We start from the raw sequence: 17,160 nt of genomic DNA on the forward strand, positions 1-17,160 counted from the left end.
CGGAGTGTGCCCATTCAACCAACGCTTGATAGGATGACGTTTTTGGAAATGTTATGCTGGTATCGACAGTGCGTACTGTACATTTTGTTTAATCGGAGGTAGGTATACGATGCTCGACTTACGTAAAATTGGAGCTTATATTTCGAAGCTTCGCAAAGACCGGGATCTGACACAATTGGAACTTGCCGATCAACTGAATGTAAGCCATCAAGCGGTATCGAAATGGGAACGGGGCGACTCGCTACCGGATATCGGAACGCTTCCGCAGTTGGCTAGATTATTCGGCAAAACAGTAGACGACATTTTAAATGCAGGAGATCACACAGAAGTTCGGGAGCGCCTGCACCTAGGAACGATCGTGGAGGAGATCGCAGAGAACAAGCCGGAACAAGTTGCAGAGAGAGTTAATGCCGGTGAGATGGAACTGGAAGAGCTTGTAGAAGTAGCGCCGCTTGTAAAAGCAAGCGCTTTGCATAAGGTGACTGAACGATTAGACAGCAGCGTCCTTAAGTTAGACGTGATATTGAGTCTGGCGCCGTTCCTCGGAACAGATACATTAGATGAACTGGTTCGTCAAGTAGAAGGAAGCGAAATTCTGTGGGACGCCGTTACCGGACTTGCTCCATTCGTTAGCAGTGACACATTAAACCGACTGGTGGATAAATCGATTGACGGTTCCTTAGAAGTGCATCGTCTTGTTGAAATTGCTCCGTTTCTTGGAAGAGAACAAGTAGATCGGTTGGTGCAGCATGTCGAAGAGGGTGGCTTGAGCTGGCATTTGGTCCAAGAGCTGGCACCTTTCATCAGCAAAGAGACACTAAATCGTTTGGTAGACCGGGTTGTAGACGGCACCATCGATGCGAACCGAATTGTAAGCCTCGCCCCTTTTCTGGGTAGGGAGCAGGTGGATCGGTTGATACTGGAAGCTGAAGAAGGCAGCGTGAGCTGGAATGTCGTGAATCAACTGGCACCCTTCATCAGCAGAGAGACATTAGGTCGTTTGGCAGATCGGGTTGTAGACGGCACCATCGATGCGAACCGGATCATTAGCCTCGCTCCTTTTCTGGGCAGGGAAAATCTCGAAAAGTTGATTGCTGGAGTTGAAGTTGAACATCTTAGCCCGGATCTGCTGGCGAGTCTTGCACCTTTTATCGATCAAGGGACATTGAGCAGAATGGTAACAAACTTATTAAATAAAGTAAAATAGAAATCCGGTTTTTCATCGATTTTGGATCATTGAACCAGCAAGGTTCTGGTCAATAGGTAACGACGTCAAGTTAACGGGGAGCAAGACGACGGCATCCGGCCAAAATCATCGGCTGCCGTCGCAATGTTAATAGGCAGGATCGTACAACTTTCGGTTGACGAAGGTGTCCTGCGCTGAATATAACAACTGGTGCTACAACAGCATAAACCAAGGCAAATCCTGCGTCTCAAACAGATCCCAAGTCGTTTAACTTTGCCTACTGTCAGCGGATGTAACTACTTGAATTCGGTACTTTATTTCCTTGATCGAATCTGGGTTTATCGCGGGTTCCATTGCACTACGCAAACCATTTTGAAAGGCACGATCCCATTCCACTTCATTCTCCTGTAAGTATTCATATACCTCATTCGGGAGATCTACAACTAATTGGACCTGTTTGGGATCTCGGGCGGGATTGATTTTGGCCAACCACTCAAGCTCGTTTTCAGATGCGTTGATATGCACTGGTTTTTTGCGGAATTTGGGCCGGGGTGAGACCGTTTTTGATCGGCCCTTATTTTTCTTGTTCACCAAAAGCCTTTTCCTCCTTACTCACATTGGATAAATCAGTCTATGCATCCGATGGGATTTTGGGCCGGGCGAGAGGGCTCTTATTGTTACCATGGCATGGACGGGGCATGAGGTTTTTGCGGATGCAGTCCCACATCCACCGAAAGATAATGACATAAAGGCCTCCCCCTAAAGACATATGAAGAGGAGAGGCCTTCAAATTAAATTGAAATCGGATGGGTAACTCATTCAGATGAACCTTATCACAAAGGCACAAATTATAGGTATGTTTTTACGTAGGCTTGATTTTGTTAATAAACACTCTATAATTATGTTTAATAGATTAAACCAATGAACCTAAGAGGTGAATGGCATGAGCCAGCAAACGGAGGATATTCTACAACAATTTAAAGATTGCATCCCTCTATTGGAAGTGCTGACCGATGTAAACCGTCAAGCTATGATTATGCTGTTAGCACAGAACAAATCGGGACTTAATGTGAATACAATAGCAGGACATATCAATTTGTCCAGACCGGCGGTATCCCATCATTTAAAGGTATTGAAACAGTCTGGTTTTATTAAATCCGAAAAAAAAGGTGTAGAAAACTACTATGTGTTGACTGTCCGTAAACCACTTGAACAACTCAAGTCATTAATTACTGCCGTTGAAGACGAATGCGATGGTCTCAGTGATTAACCAAAAGAGTTAAGTTCTAGTGAGCTTTTATTCAACATTTGGTTTAATTGTTTAAACCAATAATCATAATATTAGGAGTGATATGAAATGAAGGCTATGACCATTAACAAGTACGGAAAAAATGTTCCATTAATCATGACAGAACAACCAATGCCGGATATCGGAGAACATGATGTGCTAGTAGAAATACATGCAGCCAGCTTAAATCCTATTGACTATAAAATTAAGGAAGGGAAAATGAAATTATTATTGAACTACAAGTTTCCTCTAATTTTGGGGAATGATTTCTCAGGAGTTGTAGTCAAGGTTGGCAGCAGGGTCAATACATTTAAACCAGGAGATGAAGTTTACGGAAGACCACGCAAGAACCGGATCGGAACTTTAGCTGAGTTTATTGCTGTTCATGAGGAAGATATTTGTCTGAAGCCGGAAAATCTCACCTTTGAAGAGGCGGCATCGATACCGCTGATTGGACTTACGACTTACCAAGCATTTGTTGATATTTTAAATCTTCAAAAAGGCCAAAAAATCTTGATTCACGCAGGTTCGGGAGGCGTAGGAACCTTCGCTATCCAACTGGCCAAGCTGATGGGTGCATTTGTTGCTACAACTGCAAGTGAAAAAGGCTATGAGTTGGTCAAATCGTTGGGGGCTGATCTAATTATTAATTATAAAAAAGAGAATTTTGAAGAAATCCTTAACGGATATGACGCGGTTTTTGATACTTTAGGTGGAGAAGCTTTGGACAAATCATTCCGCATACTGAAACCAGGTGGACAAATTGTATCCATTTCCGGCATGCCGAACGCCAGATTTGGAAGAGAGGCGAAATTGGGTTGGGTGAAAACAACCATTTTGTCGATCGCGAGCCGTAAGATCAAAGCCCAAGAGAAAAAGAGCCAATCGACGTATCACTTCCTATTTATGAAACCGAGCGGAGAACAATTAAAGGTTATAAAGGGGTATATTGAAGGTGGACTTATTAAGCCTGTTATTGATAAGGTGTATCTTTTGAAAGATGCCGCGCAAGCATTTCATTACTTGGAAAGCGGAAGGGCTAAGGGAAAAGTAGTTATTAGAATAAAGTAATGTAAGACGACAAGAACTATAAATATCCATGCACAAGTTACAAAAATCCATTCCACGCCTAATCCATTAAACATAAACTATTGCTATGGTTTGACTAGTAAAGTGGAGGGTGTGGATGGATTACATACAACATTTAAGGTCAATGGTAGGGAACGAGAAGGTCATTATGGTTGTTGCGGGTGCAATTGTTTTTGACAAAGAAAACCGAGTCCTGATGCAGAAACGTTCGGATAATGGTCAATGGGGTTTTCCTGGCGGGTTTATGGATTTAGGAGAGAGCGTTCAAGATACAGCAAGAAGAGAAGTTTATGAAGAGACGGGACTTACATTAGAAGAACTTAAGTTATTCGGGATCTATTCTGGCCCTCAGTATGACAAGACATTTTCTAATGGCGACCAAGTCTCACTTGTCCTAATATCATTTGTTTGTGATCAGTATAGTGGAAAGTTAGTTGAAAGTAACGAGGAGTCGATTCAAAATAAATTTTATTCTCTTAAAGAGTTACCACAGAACATATTCACCGAACATAAGATGCTTATTGATGATTTATTATCGAATAAACAGCTGCCGATTATTGGTTAAAGTAGGGCGAGCCGAACTAAAAGAAAATTCAGGAGCGAGACGCCGCTTAAGTTCTTTGCAGGAGAAATTCAGACATAATAAGTTCTCAAGTTGGACCACCAGCTTGCGGTACACGATAGCTGTTGGGCTTACTAGCATCCATTTTGTTATTTTTAGAGAAAAAGGTTCTTACTAATTTCATAAAAGGGCAGCCTGCCATGGGACTTTTTCGATTTTCGTGCGTTCTATCTTTAGACGATAAAGTCTATAGAATTTCTATGGAGGAGTGGCCGATGCATGGCAAAGACGCAATTGGAGGATATCGCCGTACGTTTACGCAACGCCCGTATTAACCGTAAACTAACGCAAATGGAAGTATTTCGTTTGACGCAGATCAACAATAAAACCTTGAGCGCGTATGAAACCGCAAAGACCGAACCGGATCTGGTATCGCTGTCCAGGCTGGCCGACCTGTACAAGGTGTCCACCGATTGGATTATTACCGGATTTGAATTCAAAGGAACAGGCAGGTCAGAAGATGCAGAGGCCGAAATTGGTCGGCTCAAGGACAAGCTTAAGGCACGGGAGCAGATCATCCGGGGGATCCGGGAACTCGTCTCGGAGTAATAATGTAGAATTAGTTAGCCTTAATTGATATGAATTACAAATACAAGGTTGGCGCTTATAACGTTGGTAGGGCTTATAGATCTGTCCTTGGATTGGAAAGAAAAGTAGGGGTTTGAGAAATGAAGGCACGAGTTTTCCTTATGGAGCCATGTGATTTTTTTGCCTGCAAGGAACGAGCAGAATTATTAATTTGAGTAGTTGTAAGACGACAAGAACAACATGTATGTTCTTTAGCCGCTAGTTGCGGCTTTTTGTGTTTTTACGATAATGCAACAATATCCTTACATTATCGTTGTATTAGTAGGTAATCAAAAAATGATAGAAAAGGAGTTTATTTAATGAAGATGCGGAGTATTCTCACAGCTGTATTGTGTTCACTAGGCTTAATCGCACTTGACGTTCCCGCTACCGCAGCACCTTTTCCCGACTCTGTACAAGTAGGGTATCCAGATGGAAGTGAAGCAACATTAAGCAATGGAGATTACACGATAGATAATGGAAATATCTTGGTGAATCCCACTTATGTAACGGGCGCACTTCCTTTTATTGTACCAGGTAAAGGGATCTGGTGGGACAATACGAAGAAAACTCTGATATTTGCATTTACCGATTCGGACGATTATATAAAGGAGCGAATTAAGATTAAGATCGGGGAAAAAGAATTTAAAGATAAAGGCAAGATCTTTGAGCTTCGTCAAGAAGCGATTTTGAAAAATGGGCGTGTATATTTGCCAATCAGAGGAATTGCAGAGGCATACGGAAAGAAAGTTCATTATACAAAGAGTAATGGAATAATCAACATTTTGATTCAAAAATAAACTCTTTTTAGGGTGACAAGAAAGAGATGGAAATAAATAAGGCTGAAGATATACCCTGCAGGTGAAAATGGACATTAACATGAGATATTCGCTTAATTACTATCCGTGAGTAGGAGGAAAATTTGAAAAAATTACTTTTTGTTGCAGCATTGCTGACAATTACTATGACAGCAAATGCTTGCAGTATAAGAACACCAAATGTGATATTAATTCCGGAAGGTTACGTGGGTTGGGTACAGATTATTTACAGTCAGCCAGATGGAGAGAAATTTGAAAAGAGGGGTGGTAAAAATATCATCCATATATCTAATAATGGAATCTATGAAGCATCTGCTTTAGAACCAGAATATGGTACAGCTACAGATGAATATTATTATGTTGATGATAATGGGAATCGCAAGAAAATCGATATGGAGGAGCTAATCCATAATCACACTATAGGAGAAGGCAGTTTTCATGATAATAACAGCAGTAAGCTATATCCTAAAGTTGAAAAGTTCTTTGTCGGTACGGAGGAGGAAGCTAAAAAGGTACCAGTTCCTGAATATCCAGGCGACTTGGAACCGATCAATTAATGAAGGTAAAAGCGATTTCTCTATCACAAGAAATAGCTCATAGAAGACATTTCAAAGTGGCCCGCTTTTTGGCCGGCTGCCGTTTCCTAAGGATCCGGGTCAAATAAGCAAATATAGTCCGGCGATGGAACTCGCCCTTCCAATTGGGCAGACGCATGTGGAATTTTATCGTTTAGGTCCCCATTATAAAGTATACTCTTGCTGGCAATGGACAACGCTTAAGGTTAAATAACTACTTTCTTACGCAGGAGGTCATCGCTAATTGAAATTTGAACTTGGACGTTGCTTGCTGAATGAACGATTGTTGGAATCCGGAAAGTCAGCGGAATGGCTGGCAAAAGACTTGCTATTTAAACCGGAACGGGTTTATGACTTTATGGAAAACAAAAGAGTGATGCCACTCAAAATTGCCATATCGATCGCAGATTCCATCGGCTGTGATGTTCGTGACTTATATGAATTAATTCCAAACGAATAAGAAGTAATGGGAGAATGAGAGGGTCTGGCCATGGGCATTAGGAATTATCTGATTGAAGGCGTCTCTGGCACCGGCAAAACTTCGGTCTGCATAGAATTGCAGCGGCGCGGCTACCATGCCATTCATGGTGACCGTGAATTGGCTTATCAAGGCGATCCGGAAACGGGGATACGGACGGATGGTATCACGCACGAGCACCACATTTGGCATGTCGATAAAGTAAAAGCTCTGGTCGCCAATCAGGATGAAGCGGTAACATTTTTTTGCGGTGGTTCTAGGAACTTTTCCAAATTCATAGATCTATTTGACGGCGTGTTTGTCCTTGATGTCGACCTGGACACATTGAACCGGCGGCTTGACGAGCGACCGGAGAATGAGTGGGGTGGAAAGCCATCCGAACGGAAACTCATTGCGCGATTGCACCAAACGAAAGAAGACATTCCGAAAAACGGAATTATCATTGACGCCACCGCGCCGATCGAGCACGTCGTTGACGAGATCATCCGTCAAATCAAATAAAATAATCGCCGACGAAAGTAAATTACTAACACTTACGGATTGCCTTAGCCGAATATACCGTCGCACCTGGATACGAATTGTCATAACGATTGCATAACGCTGATGGTAGGTTCAACTATAGTTATTCTATTATTGACTGAATCGAGATTAACCGTTGCGCCAATTGGCAAAGCAGCTTTATAAAAGCCATGACCTGTGGCAAGGTTCGTTATCAGCGGCTTACCGAGAGGTACAACAAATTCGTTGATTAAATCCTCATAGGATTTACCATAAGCCGCCTGGCAGCCTGAGCACTCTCCCATAATAATGCCGATGCAGTCACGAAATTTTCCGGCAAGCTTCAAATGATTCAAGTACCTGTAGACGGTATTGGTAGGTTCGTGTGTTTCTTCAAGGACGAGAATTTTACCCCTTGTATCAATTTCGAAAGGCGTGCCCAACGTATCGATAAAGGAGGTCAGATTACCGCCCACAAGCTGCCCAGTAACGTTGCCCGGAACACGGCTGATCAGTGGCATCCCCGGCGGATTGAAGAGGGTCCGGGTTGATGAATACACGGATGTCGCAGAGAAAAACTGATCGAAATTATAAGCGGGCGTATCGGGTTTGAAGTCAATGAGCAGCAGACTATGGAATGTTATTAAATCTACATATTGATGCATTACGTTTAATAGTACCGTAATATCGCTGTAACCTGTCACAATTTTTGGGTTATTGCGGATCACCGTATAATCAAGGTAAGGAAGAATTCCCGCCACTCCTGTACCGCCTCTGGTGGGTAGGATCATTTTAACCCGCTCGTCTTGAAACATCATCATCAAATCAGAAGCCCGCTGCTCGTCTGTGCCGGCAAGAAACCCGTTTTGTGCATATACATATTGACCCAATACAACATTAAATCCCATTGATCTCAAAATTTCGATTCGTGCATTAATTACGTCTGCAGCGAGCGGACTCCCCAACGTAACGACTCCAACAGTATCGCCCCTCTGCAGCATTTGCGGACTTATCGGCATGTGCTGATCTTCCTTCCTGAAAATAGAAGAAGCCATTGTCATATCATATCTTTAGAGTATATTGGCACAATCCCAAGCACAGTACAAAAAAGGAACTTAAATGAACGAGAAACCATCTCACTTAATTTCCTGCCATGCTCCTCGAGCACACAGCCTTTATCCAGAAGCGGCAGCTGTTCTTTGTTGGATCGGCCCCCATGCTCTCCCTTATAATTAGAATGAGATGGAAGTTGAATTGCGATGAAGGTGGTGGGGAATTCGATGAAAATCGCGGTAGGGTTTGTACACGGCATTGGAAAGCAAAAAGAACATTTTCATGAGGCGATGGCAGGGCTCATTAGCAAGCGGTTAGGTGAAATATGTCCAGCGGTGGAGCTGGTCAGCAAGGGGATTTATTGGGCGGACATCACGGACCGGCTGGAAGATGAGCTCAAGGAAAAGCTTGCGCCTGACCATCTGCACTGGAACAAGTGGATCGATGCACGGGGGTACGCCATCAGCTTTCTAGGTGACGCGATTGCCTATCAACCGCTGCCCCACAAAGCAGGTGACGATGATCGGAACTACATCTACACCGCAATTCACGAACGATTTTATGAAAAGCTGCAGGAGCTCGCGCAGTGCACAGAACCCAGCGCCCCGCTGTGCATCATTAGCCACAGTCTTGGCACGATCATCGCGAGTAACTTCATATACGACCTGCAAAATGGCAGGCTGCCAAGCGGCAAGCTTGCATCAATAAGTGAGAATCCTTCTGCACTGGTTCGTGGGGATACACTAACACATTTTTACACAATGGGCAGCCCGATCGCGATCTGGACGATGCGGTATAACGACTTCGGCAAGCCGATATCGTTTCCTTCGCCAGCTCTTTTGGCCGAGGGGCTCCCATACGGCGAATGGGTTAATTTCTACGATAAAGATGATGTGATCGCCTATCCGCTCAAGCGTCTAAGCGCTGAGTATGATGCGGCCGTGACAGAAGATGTGGAGGTCAGAAACCCGGGTTTTCTGGCCAGCACCCCACTTAATTCACACGGCGGGTATTACCGTTCGAAGACGGTCATCGAGCGGATTGCCAAATCGCTTGCGGACCTTTACGACCAAACAACCCGACAATCGATTCGTTAAGCCAGCGCCGGCAGCCGGTCATGATGAACGGTTAAGCTATTCCAACGATGGCCAAAGGCGCTATCCATCTCCGCCGGTCCGGCCGTTCATTCGGAATTCCGTCGGCGTGAGACCTGTCTCCTGCTTGAATTGATAACTGAAATAGTGAAGGCTCTTAAAACCGTATCTTTCAGCGATTAATTCCAGCTTCTCGCCCTGCAGAAGCGCGAGCTTCGCCCGTTTGATCCTTTCTCTGATAATAAAATGCTTCGGTGTCACCCCCAATTCATGTTTGAACAGCTTGGTGAAATGTACCGGATGATAGCCGCACAAGCTGGCAAGTGCGGCAACCGACCAGTTTATGCCGGGCTCATCCTGCATTGCTTGAATGGCCGGTTCGATCTTGTTCCTCGAACCCTGTACGGAGTCGTTTCCGAGCAGCTGTCGACAGATCAGCGTAATCGCCTGCATCATAAGCGAACGCAGTGTCAGCGTATATCCTGGGAGCTCGGATTCGTATTCCTTAACCATTTTAGACAGGATCGGTTCAAGTCCGGCAATGGTTAGCAAGGTTGGAACTTTCACTTCTCCGTAAGACGGTATATGAAAAACGGACAGTTGCGGGGCACTGAACGAACCCGGATCGCCATATTTGATTTGGAGTCCGGGATGGACGGGCAAAGGAGAAGAGGCGTGCCAATGGAAATGAACGCTGATATAATCAGTCGTTCGAATAGCCGTCAGCTTTGTTTGGCATTCCGGACCGTAACAAACGCATTCTCCCGGCCGAATGGTTACTTGTTGTCCTCCAATCTCGAGCTCTGCGCAGCCGGACACGACATAGAAAAGCTGATTGTCGGGGATCTTCCGATACCCCCAGTCCGTTCCCGCCTCCGCCGTTGCCCTGGCAGAGAAATTGACCGTTGGCGTAATCATATCTAATGTACCGGTATACATGACCAATCTCCTCCGTCTGAAGCTTAAACTTGCAAATACCCAAAAAGATGATGGATTTCGGAAAATACAATAATGAGCACACCATCTATGATAAACCTATAGGAAGGCGTTTACATCCATCATTATAAAACGGGCGGGAGCGTGAGGTAAGTTGCTGAATGCAAATCAATTGGCCGAATTCGAGAAAAACGGTTTTGTGAAGGGCGGCATTGTCTTAAACGACGAGGAAGTGGAGCGACTACGAGAAGAGCTTGATTTAGTCATGGAAGGGAAGTCGGTGAATAAACCGGTACTGAACCGAAACATGCTCGCGGAAAGCAGCGATTCCCTTCATGAGGGGATGAAAATGACGGTCAGTGAGAAAGTGGTGCAAATCGTCAACATTTGGATGGCCAGCGACGCTTTCTTTCAGCACGCCGCTCACCCAGTCATTTGTGAGGAGATCGCCCAGCTGTGCGGCACCGATACGCTGCGGATATGGCATGATCAAATCCAATACAAACCACCTGTCTCCGGCGGTCCGACACTCTGGCACCAGGACCACCCGCTTTGGCCGATCATTCAGCCCGCGGACTTGGTCAGCGCTTGGGTCGCGCTCGACGATGCGGTCATCGAGAACGGCTGCATGTGGATGGTGCCCGGCAGCCATAAGTGGGGGAATCATCAACATTATTTGGCGAACACGCCCGATTTTATGCCTTTTCATCGTCAGCCCGAGCTGTTGCCGAAGGAAGCAAAAGTGGAAGCGGTACCGTTTGAAATCAAGAAGGGGCAGGTTGGCTACCACCATTGCCTGACTTGGCACGGAAGCCCCCATAACCGTTCGGAGCTTAAACGGCGGGCAATCGCCGTTCACTACATGCCGGGACATACCCGTTACGAACCGGACGGCAGCCATCCGATGCTGTCATATGTCACGGTTAACAAAGGGGACATTCTGATGGGCGATCATTTCCCGGTCGTCTATTCATCGGCTGCCAACGGGTGATGAGGGCTTGGTGATAGAGGTTGAAGGGGCACTCGAAATCGGGTGCCCCTTTTCCTTGGAAGATCTGATCGGGCGAGTGTTATTTTTCAATCCTTCTTGTTTTTATTCTCTAAATAATGGTAAAATGTATGGGAACGTGTGTTTGTTTTCGCGTTTTCCACAGATAGGGGGAATAGGCGTGGTTGGAATCGTTGAAAAAGAGCCCTTTTCGGTATTAGGGAACAGGATTGCAGACGAAGCTCCCGAATGTTTCGTTAAGGAGTCGATGCGTTCATGATCGAATTGACAAACCGCCAGGCAAGACAATTTCTGTTATTGAAGCACGGGCTCCTAGGTGAATATCAATTTGCTGGAAAAGAGGGAGTATTGGATTTTGTGCGGCAGGTCGGCTGTATTCAATACGATCCCATCGATGTTTGCGGAAAAAACGCCGAATTGGTGCTGCAGTCGCGAATCAAAGGATTTACCAAGAACATGCTCGACGAGCTGCTGTATAAAGATAGATACCTGATCGACTATCCTGACAAGAATCTGGCTATTATGCCTCTCGAGGACTGGCCGTATTTTGAGCGGTACAGGCAGGCCGCCCGACAACATGCCGAGCGCTACCCCGGAATGGAAGAGTTGACTGAGCAAGTGCGGATTCACATCCACAATCACGGTGCGCTAAGCTCGGATGATCTACAATTGGATGGGAATTTCTCTTGGCAATCGGCCATCCACTGGAGCAGCGGAAACAATACTTCCCGGTCGGTGCTGGAACAGATGTACTCGACAGGCGAGCTGATTATCCATCACAAAAAAGGAACACGTAAATATTACGATATCGCCGAAAAATACATACCGCCAAATCTGCTGAATGCGCCGGAGCCGCTGATGGCCGAACTTGATCATCACAAGTGGCGGGTACTGCGCCGGATCGGTGCTGTTGGCCTGTTATGGAATCGGGCATCCGATGCTTGGCTGAACATATGGGGATTGAAAGCGGTGCAGCGTAACGAGGTTTTCCGGCAGTTGTTGGACGAAGCTCGCATTGTTGCTATTGCCGTAGAGCAATTGAAGGATACGCTGTACTGCCGCGCAGAGGACTTGCCGCTAATTGAAGCCGTCCTGCAAAATCCGGAACCGAAATTTCGCTGCGAGCTGATTGCCCCGCTGGACAATTTGATTTGGGACAGAAAGCTGATCAGCGAATTGTTTGGCTTCGATTACACCTGGGAAATTTACACGCCCGCAATCAAACGGAAATTCGGTTATTATGTGCTGCCTCTATTATACGGAGAAAGCCTAATCGGACGAGCTGAAATCATCGCGGAGCGAAAAACCGGTACACTCATTGTTAAAAATATATGGTACGAGAACGGCATACAGCCAACAAAGCAGTTGCGAACAGCAATGAACCATTGTTTTCAGCATTTCGCATCATTTAACGGATGCGGGACGATAACGACAACGTCTATGGACTGATATTTTCATTTCCCTGGTCTGGTGAAAGGCCGTTTTCAATAGGACGTTTTCGTTCGGATCGGAAAACATCACTTAGTGAGGTGGAATATGAATAACGAAGTGATATTGCGAGACGTGAATAAAGATGACTTGCCGATATTTTTTGAGCAGCAATTGGACAAGATTGCCAACCATATGGCTGCCTTTACTGCCAAAGATCCAACGGACAAGATCGCCTTTATGTCTCACTGGCACAAGATATTAGACGACGATCGGATTATAAAAAAGACCGTGCTTTTTAACGATCAAGTGGCGGGGCATGTTTCGAGTTTTGAACAGTTCGGTGAACCAGAAGTCAGTTACTGGATCGGACGAGAGTATTGGGGAAGAGGTATTGCAACTAGATCTCTTTCTCAACTTCTTGAGTATGTAAGCATTCGTCCCTTATTTGCTCGTGCAGCAAAAGATAATACAGCTTCTATTCGGGTATTGGAAAAATGCGGATTTAAGATTTGTGGTGAAGACAAGGGGTTTTCCAATGCACGTGCTGAGGAAGTTGAAGAATATGTTTTAAAGCTGCCTTCTAAGGCAGAGTAGCAATCTCAATATTTCTCAGCTAACGGGGAACGTTAACTCAATGAACATTAAAGGCAGCCGCCCCCAAAAGCCGGCTGTCTTTTTCCTAACTTTCAGAAAGATAGAACATGTCTGTTGCAACGATTCCTGAACGAACCACGGCCACGCTAGTGAAGCCTCGTGTGATGGAGAAACAGAGGGCAATCCGATGCTTAACTAACAGTAAGATGACAAGAACGGACACGCTTAAAATGCCGCAGAGTTGCGGCTTTTTTTCGTTATAAATGCTGCAAGGAGCTAGAACTTTGAGTAAAGATCCTTGTCTAAAGGTCAGTTCAATAACGTAAAATGCTGTCTCTTATGAGGGAAAATACGCATCTGTGTCGAAAAGCAAACAATTTTTTTACTTTATTTGCAGTAAACAACATATACATCCTGTAGAAGAAAATGATTTCTATAGGAGGTTTCCATGGATCCAAAGGACCAAAGTCGTCAATTAGACCAAATAAGGCAAATGCAACAAATGTTTAAAGCGAACATGATAACTCAACCTTATCCTATGTACCCGAACTATGGGAAAATCACACGTTACGAAGAAATTCCGATAAGTTTGCCTGAACAGCGTCAGTTGAGCCATCCCGGCGTGGAAAAATTAATGGTACCCCTTCCAATTATCGAAAATCCGAATTATAAAGGGAGCGGAAAGTTAACAGGAAAAGTTGCACTTATTACAGGAGGTGACAGTGGTATTGGTGCAGCAGTTGCAATTGCGTTTGCTAAAGAAGGAGCAGATGTTGCTATTTCGTACTTAGATGAACATGAGGATGCAAATAGAACAAAAACGAGGATCGAGCAACTCGGACAACGCTGTATTCTAATGCCTGGTGACTTGCGAGACAAACAACAATGTATCTCCATTGTAGAACAAACAGTAAATACGTTTGGACGTCTAGATATTCTTTGTAACCACGTGGGTATTCAATTCCAACAACTAAGTCTGCTTGACATTACAGATGAGCAATTTGATGACACCTTCAAAGTAAATATATACTCTCATTTTTACACAACAAGAGCAGCGCTTCCTCATTTAAAACCAGGCAGCTCAATCATAGGCACTTCTTCAGTAGTGACGTATGTGGGTGAGCAGCAAATGATTGATTATACGTCCACAAAAGGCGCAATCGTTGGTTGGACACGTGCCTTGGCAAAAAATGTCGTGAAACAAGGCATCCGAGTCAATGCCGTCGCCCCCGGCCGAATTTGGACCCCGCTTATTTCAGCAAGTTTCTCGTCTGACCAAGTCGCTGTATATGGAGCATTTAATCCAATGGAACGAGTTGCCCATCCATTTGAACTTGCACCAACGTATGTCTATCTTGCTTCCGATGATTCTCGTTTTGTTACTGGTCAAGTTCTTCATGTGGATGGGGGAGAATCCACACATTCTTAATGGAAGGGAGTTACCACTTTGAGATATGAATTTAATCCAGAAGTAAAGCTATTGCTAGTAAACCATTCAAATGAAAAAGTAAAGATGGTCTATATAGAGGATTCCTGGCCGATGTCTAAAATTGGACTTAGACCACCGTACTATTGCTACCCAAGTTACAAGTTGAATTATCCAATCATCTAATTGGGTCGAACTCGTATAATTGATATTTCAGATCCAAACTAATGGAAACACATTATAATCCCAAATCATCAAGCCAAATCGTCATGAAGTCAAGCTGGCCCTGAGGTTGTTATGAACACTGACAGGGTCAGCTTTTTTATTGTTCACAGGAATTGGGGTTATAATAAAGCTGTAGCACAGTAGGGATTTCCCTGATTTTTAACCATTCCAGGTTTTTTAGATACTGAAAGTAAGATTGAGTTTGGAGAAAATTAAACCCAACATGAGGTGATAAAGTGTGGCAAAAGTATTAACTGGCGTACATGCTGTTGTTACAGGTGGATCAAGCGGCTTAGGATTTGCCATGGTAGAAGCACTTCTTGTTGAAGGAGCAACGGTTGCAGTGGCATCCCGTCCGGGACCAAAAATGACGGAAGCTGTAAAAAAACTTCAGGATAAGGGATATTCGAATGTTTTTGAACTTCCATTGGATGTCAAGTCTGAGGAATCGGTGCAAGATGCAGTGAACTGGGTAAAAGCGGAATGGGGGAAAATCGATGTCCTCGTGAACAATGCCGGGATAGGCATGAGGACTGTTAACCCAAAATTCCTTACCGAACCGCAGCCTTTCTATCAGGTCACTCCGGAAGGATTTCGAAATTTAATCGATACAAATGTGACCGGTTATTTCCTAACCTCCCGGGGATTCGCTCCCCTGATGGTCGAGCAGGGAAGAGGAAAAATCATCAATATATCGATGAATTATGAAACGATGAAACGAAAAGGATTTGTCCCATATGGCCCTTCTCGTGCCGCGACAGAGTCCCTGTCATTTATCATGGCTGAAGACCTGCGTGAATTTGGAGTGACGGTAAATATGCTTCTTCCTGGCGGGGCCACCGTAACCGGAATGATACCTGAGGAAGTGAAAAGGGAATTTGAAGGAAACTCTCAGCTTCTGAAGCCGGAAATTATGGCGAAACCTATCGTTTATCTTGCTTCCGAGCAATCTGAAGGATTAACAGGTGAACGCCTTGTTGCAACTGAGTTTGACAGCTGGTTAAAAAATAGAAACAAATGAAATGAATTTAACAAGAACCAGGCACTACATCAAATTTTCATCATATATAGGTGATATCCGTTTAGATTTGATGAGGAGGATATCATGCAACCTATGTTACCTATGGAAAAGTATTTTGGACAGTTTGAGCTAGTGCATGCTTTTTATGGGGCTATGCCTACTGGTGTCAGTGTTTCGGAAACCGGTCGTATTTTTGTATGCTTTCCAAAATGGGGAGACGATGTCCAATTTACTGTGGCGGAAATTGTAAAGGGTGAGTTGCAGCCTTATCCCAATTTAGAAACCAATTTGGTTAATACTGCAAATATAACGATGTCTTTCGTCAGTGTCCAAAGCATCGTTGCTGACGGAAGAGGAACACTTTGGGTACTGGATACAGGGGCACCAAATTTTTCTGAACCTATTCAAGGGGGAGCAAAATTAGTTGCTGTTGATTTAAGCACGAACACAATAAGGAGAGTATATACCTTTACTGAAGATGTTGTTTTGCCAACAACTTATCTGAATGACGTCCGTTTGGATTTTCGGGTAGGTAGAGCAGGTTATGCATATATAACGGATTCTTCTTCCAGAGGGCCAGGGGCTATTATCGTCGTGGATTTAGACAATGGAAACGCGTTTAGACGGTTAAATGGGGCAGTATCAACTTCACCTGATTCTCATTTTTTACCAAAAGTAGAGGGTAGAATTTTGATGAATCGAAACCCGGACGGCTCAACTTCGCCTTTTAGAATGGCTTCCGATAGTTTAGCGATTTCTGTTGATGGTAAGGTTTTATTTTATGCTCCGTTAACCAGCCGTCATCTGTTCTCGATCTCAACAGAAGCCCTAAGAGACAGAAGGATACAGGACATGAATTTATCTCAATATGTGCAGTATTGGGGGGAAAAAGGTGCGTCTGATGGAATGATCACCGGCTCAAAAGGAACTGTTTATGCAGGAGACTATGAAAATAATAGCATCCGGAAAATATTGCCGAATGGCGCAATGGAAACCATCGCACATGATCCGAGAATTTTATGGCCGGATACTTTTTCGATTGGCCCCGATCAATACTTATATGTCATTGTGAATCAACTACATCGGCAGGCGAGATTTCATTATGGGAAAGACCTGCGGGAAAAACCATATAGTTTACTTCGGTTGAGAATTGATGAATTCCCTGCTCCTACCTTTTGATAGTATCGTAAACGAGCAAAAGACTGATTTTACTCACAGCATATCCTCATTGTAAAATCTTACCGATGTTT

The 17,160-nt window shown here is 44.4% G+C and carries 19 protein-coding genes; 16 read left to right on the forward strand and 3 right to left on the reverse strand.

What is annotated here, in order from left to right:
- Positions 1-109: 109 nt before the first annotated feature.
- Positions 110-1,207: a helix-turn-helix transcriptional regulator gene (locus K2F33_RS22270; protein ID WP_263878630.1), complete on the forward strand. Its 1,098-nt coding sequence runs from the start codon at positions 110-112 to the stop codon at positions 1,205-1,207.
- A gap of 246 nt (positions 1,208-1,453) precedes the next feature.
- Here the strand turns inward: K2F33_RS22270 and K2F33_RS22275 are convergent, their stop codons facing one another.
- Entirely contained in the window at positions 1,454-1,777 is a 324-nt protein-coding gene (locus K2F33_RS22275) for a hypothetical protein (protein ID WP_263878631.1), read from the reverse strand.
- Positions 1,778-2,129: 352 nt separating this feature from the next.
- Between K2F33_RS22275 and K2F33_RS22280 the strand changes: the two genes are divergently transcribed.
- From K2F33_RS22280 to K2F33_RS22315, 8 genes are all read left to right on the forward strand, one after another.
- Positions 2,130-2,456 carry an ArsR/SmtB family transcription factor gene (locus tag K2F33_RS22280; RefSeq protein WP_212983947.1) on the forward strand — a complete coding sequence of 109 codons (327 nt, stop codon included), beginning with the start codon at positions 2,130-2,132 and terminating at the stop codon, positions 2,454-2,456.
- Positions 2,457-2,543: 87 nt separating this feature from the next.
- Positions 2,544-3,545 carry an NADP-dependent oxidoreductase gene (locus K2F33_RS22285; RefSeq protein ID WP_263878632.1) on the forward strand — a complete coding sequence of 334 codons (1,002 nt, stop codon included), beginning with the start codon at positions 2,544-2,546 and terminating at the stop codon, positions 3,543-3,545.
- A 115-nt stretch (positions 3,546-3,660) separates the two neighbouring features.
- On the forward strand, positions 3,661-4,128 hold the full coding sequence (locus K2F33_RS22290; protein ID WP_263878633.1) for an NUDIX hydrolase: 468 nt from the start codon (positions 3,661-3,663) through the stop codon (positions 4,126-4,128).
- Positions 4,129-4,404: 276 nt separating this feature from the next.
- Positions 4,405-4,734 carry a helix-turn-helix domain-containing protein gene (locus tag K2F33_RS22295; protein ID WP_105442747.1) on the forward strand — a complete coding sequence of 110 codons (330 nt, stop codon included), beginning with the start codon at positions 4,405-4,407 and terminating at the stop codon, positions 4,732-4,734.
- Between the two features lie 338 nt (positions 4,735-5,072).
- Complete coding sequence (locus K2F33_RS22300; protein WP_263878635.1) at positions 5,073-5,552, forward strand: copper amine oxidase N-terminal domain-containing protein; 480 nt, start codon at positions 5,073-5,075, stop codon at positions 5,550-5,552.
- 122 nt (positions 5,553-5,674) lie between these two features.
- Positions 5,675-6,127, forward strand: coding sequence for a DUF6843 domain-containing protein (locus K2F33_RS22305; RefSeq protein WP_263878636.1), 453 nt, complete (start codon positions 5,675-5,677; stop codon positions 6,125-6,127).
- Between the two features lie 262 nt (positions 6,128-6,389).
- Positions 6,390-6,605, forward strand: a complete 216-nt coding sequence (locus K2F33_RS22310) for an XRE family transcriptional regulator (protein ID WP_263878637.1) — start codon at positions 6,390-6,392, stop codon at positions 6,603-6,605.
- 30 nt (positions 6,606-6,635) lie between these two features.
- Entirely contained in the window at positions 6,636-7,124 is a 489-nt protein-coding gene (locus K2F33_RS22315; protein ID WP_263878638.1) for an AAA family ATPase, read from the forward strand.
- 80 nt (positions 7,125-7,204) lie between these two features.
- On the opposite strand, the gene K2F33_RS22320 is transcribed toward K2F33_RS22315, so the two are convergent.
- Entirely contained in the window at positions 7,205-8,140 is a 936-nt protein-coding gene (locus K2F33_RS22320; RefSeq protein ID WP_263878639.1) for a S66 peptidase family protein, read from the reverse strand.
- A gap of 261 nt (positions 8,141-8,401) precedes the next feature.
- Between K2F33_RS22320 and K2F33_RS22325 the strand changes: the two genes are divergently transcribed.
- A complete protein-coding gene (locus K2F33_RS22325) occupies positions 8,402-9,271 on the forward strand; it encodes a chemotaxis protein (protein ID WP_263878640.1) in 870 nt (289 codons plus the stop codon).
- 60 nt (positions 9,272-9,331) lie between these two features.
- Here the strand turns inward: K2F33_RS22325 and K2F33_RS22330 are convergent, their stop codons facing one another.
- On the reverse strand, positions 9,332-10,207 hold the full coding sequence (locus tag K2F33_RS22330) for an AraC family transcriptional regulator (protein ID WP_263878641.1): 876 nt from the start codon (positions 10,205-10,207) through the stop codon (positions 9,332-9,334).
- 151 nt (positions 10,208-10,358) lie between these two features.
- On the opposite strand from K2F33_RS22330, the gene K2F33_RS22335 reads away from it, so the two are divergent.
- From K2F33_RS22335 to K2F33_RS22360, 6 genes are all read left to right on the forward strand, one after another.
- Complete coding sequence (locus K2F33_RS22335) at positions 10,359-11,195, forward strand: phytanoyl-CoA dioxygenase family protein (protein ID WP_263878642.1); 837 nt, start codon at positions 10,359-10,361, stop codon at positions 11,193-11,195.
- 273 nt (positions 11,196-11,468) lie between these two features.
- On the forward strand, positions 11,469-12,662 hold the full coding sequence (locus K2F33_RS22340; protein WP_263878644.1) for a winged helix-turn-helix domain-containing protein: 1,194 nt from the start codon (positions 11,469-11,471) through the stop codon (positions 12,660-12,662).
- An 87-nt stretch (positions 12,663-12,749) separates the two neighbouring features.
- Entirely contained in the window at positions 12,750-13,238 is a 489-nt protein-coding gene (locus tag K2F33_RS22345; RefSeq protein WP_263878645.1) for a GNAT family N-acetyltransferase, read from the forward strand.
- 448 nt (positions 13,239-13,686) lie between these two features.
- Positions 13,687-14,667: an SDR family oxidoreductase gene (locus K2F33_RS22350; protein ID WP_263878646.1), complete on the forward strand. Its 981-nt coding sequence runs from the start codon at positions 13,687-13,689 to the stop codon at positions 14,665-14,667.
- A 460-nt stretch (positions 14,668-15,127) separates the two neighbouring features.
- Entirely contained in the window at positions 15,128-15,910 is a 783-nt protein-coding gene (locus K2F33_RS22355; protein ID WP_263878647.1) for an SDR family NAD(P)-dependent oxidoreductase, read from the forward strand.
- Between the two features lie 84 nt (positions 15,911-15,994).
- The gene (locus K2F33_RS22360) at positions 15,995-17,089 is read left to right on the forward strand and encodes a major royal jelly family protein (RefSeq protein ID WP_263878648.1); all 1,095 of its coding nucleotides are present in this window, start codon (positions 15,995-15,997) and stop codon (positions 17,087-17,089) included.
- Positions 17,090-17,160: the final 71 nt, after the last annotated feature.

Source organism: Paenibacillus sp. PSB04, assembly GCF_025809195.1.
Taxonomy (GTDB): domain Bacteria; phylum Bacillota; class Bacilli; order Paenibacillales; family Paenibacillaceae; genus Paenibacillus_AQ; species Paenibacillus_AQ favisporus.

What these genes read in the sequence shown, in the direction of transcription:
- K2F33_RS22360 (WP_263878648.1), top strand. Translation starts at nt 15,995, where the DNA reads ATGCAACCTATGTTACCTATGGAAAAGTATTTTGGACAGTTTGAGCTA.
- K2F33_RS22345 (WP_263878645.1), top strand. Translation starts at nt 12,750, where the DNA reads ATGAATAACGAAGTGATATTGCGAGACGTGAATAAAGATGACTTGCCG.
- K2F33_RS22280 (WP_212983947.1), top strand. Translation starts at nt 2,130, where the DNA reads ATGAGCCAGCAAACGGAGGATATTCTACAACAATTTAAAGATTGCATC.
- K2F33_RS22285 (WP_263878632.1), top strand. Translation starts at nt 2,544, where the DNA reads ATGAAGGCTATGACCATTAACAAGTACGGAAAAAATGTTCCATTAATC.
- K2F33_RS22295 (WP_105442747.1), top strand. Translation starts at nt 4,405, where the DNA reads ATGGCAAAGACGCAATTGGAGGATATCGCCGTACGTTTACGCAACGCC.
- K2F33_RS22300 (WP_263878635.1), top strand. Translation starts at nt 5,073, where the DNA reads ATGAAGATGCGGAGTATTCTCACAGCTGTATTGTGTTCACTAGGCTTA.
- K2F33_RS22270 (WP_263878630.1), top strand. Translation starts at nt 110, where the DNA reads ATGCTCGACTTACGTAAAATTGGAGCTTATATTTCGAAGCTTCGCAAA.
- K2F33_RS22330 (WP_263878641.1), bottom strand. Translation starts at nt 10,207, where the DNA reads ATGTATACCGGTACATTAGATATGATTACGCCAACGGTCAATTTCTCT.
- K2F33_RS22315 (WP_263878638.1), top strand. Translation starts at nt 6,636, where the DNA reads ATGGGCATTAGGAATTATCTGATTGAAGGCGTCTCTGGCACCGGCAAA.
- K2F33_RS22290 (WP_263878633.1), top strand. Translation starts at nt 3,661, where the DNA reads ATGGATTACATACAACATTTAAGGTCAATGGTAGGGAACGAGAAGGTC.
- K2F33_RS22325 (WP_263878640.1), top strand. Translation starts at nt 8,402, where the DNA reads ATGAAAATCGCGGTAGGGTTTGTACACGGCATTGGAAAGCAAAAAGAA.
- K2F33_RS22350 (WP_263878646.1), top strand. Translation starts at nt 13,687, where the DNA reads ATGGATCCAAAGGACCAAAGTCGTCAATTAGACCAAATAAGGCAAATG.
- K2F33_RS22320 (WP_263878639.1), bottom strand. Translation starts at nt 8,140, where the DNA reads ATGCCGATAAGTCCGCAAATGCTGCAGAGGGGCGATACTGTTGGAGTC.
- K2F33_RS22340 (WP_263878644.1), top strand. Translation starts at nt 11,469, where the DNA reads ATGATCGAATTGACAAACCGCCAGGCAAGACAATTTCTGTTATTGAAG.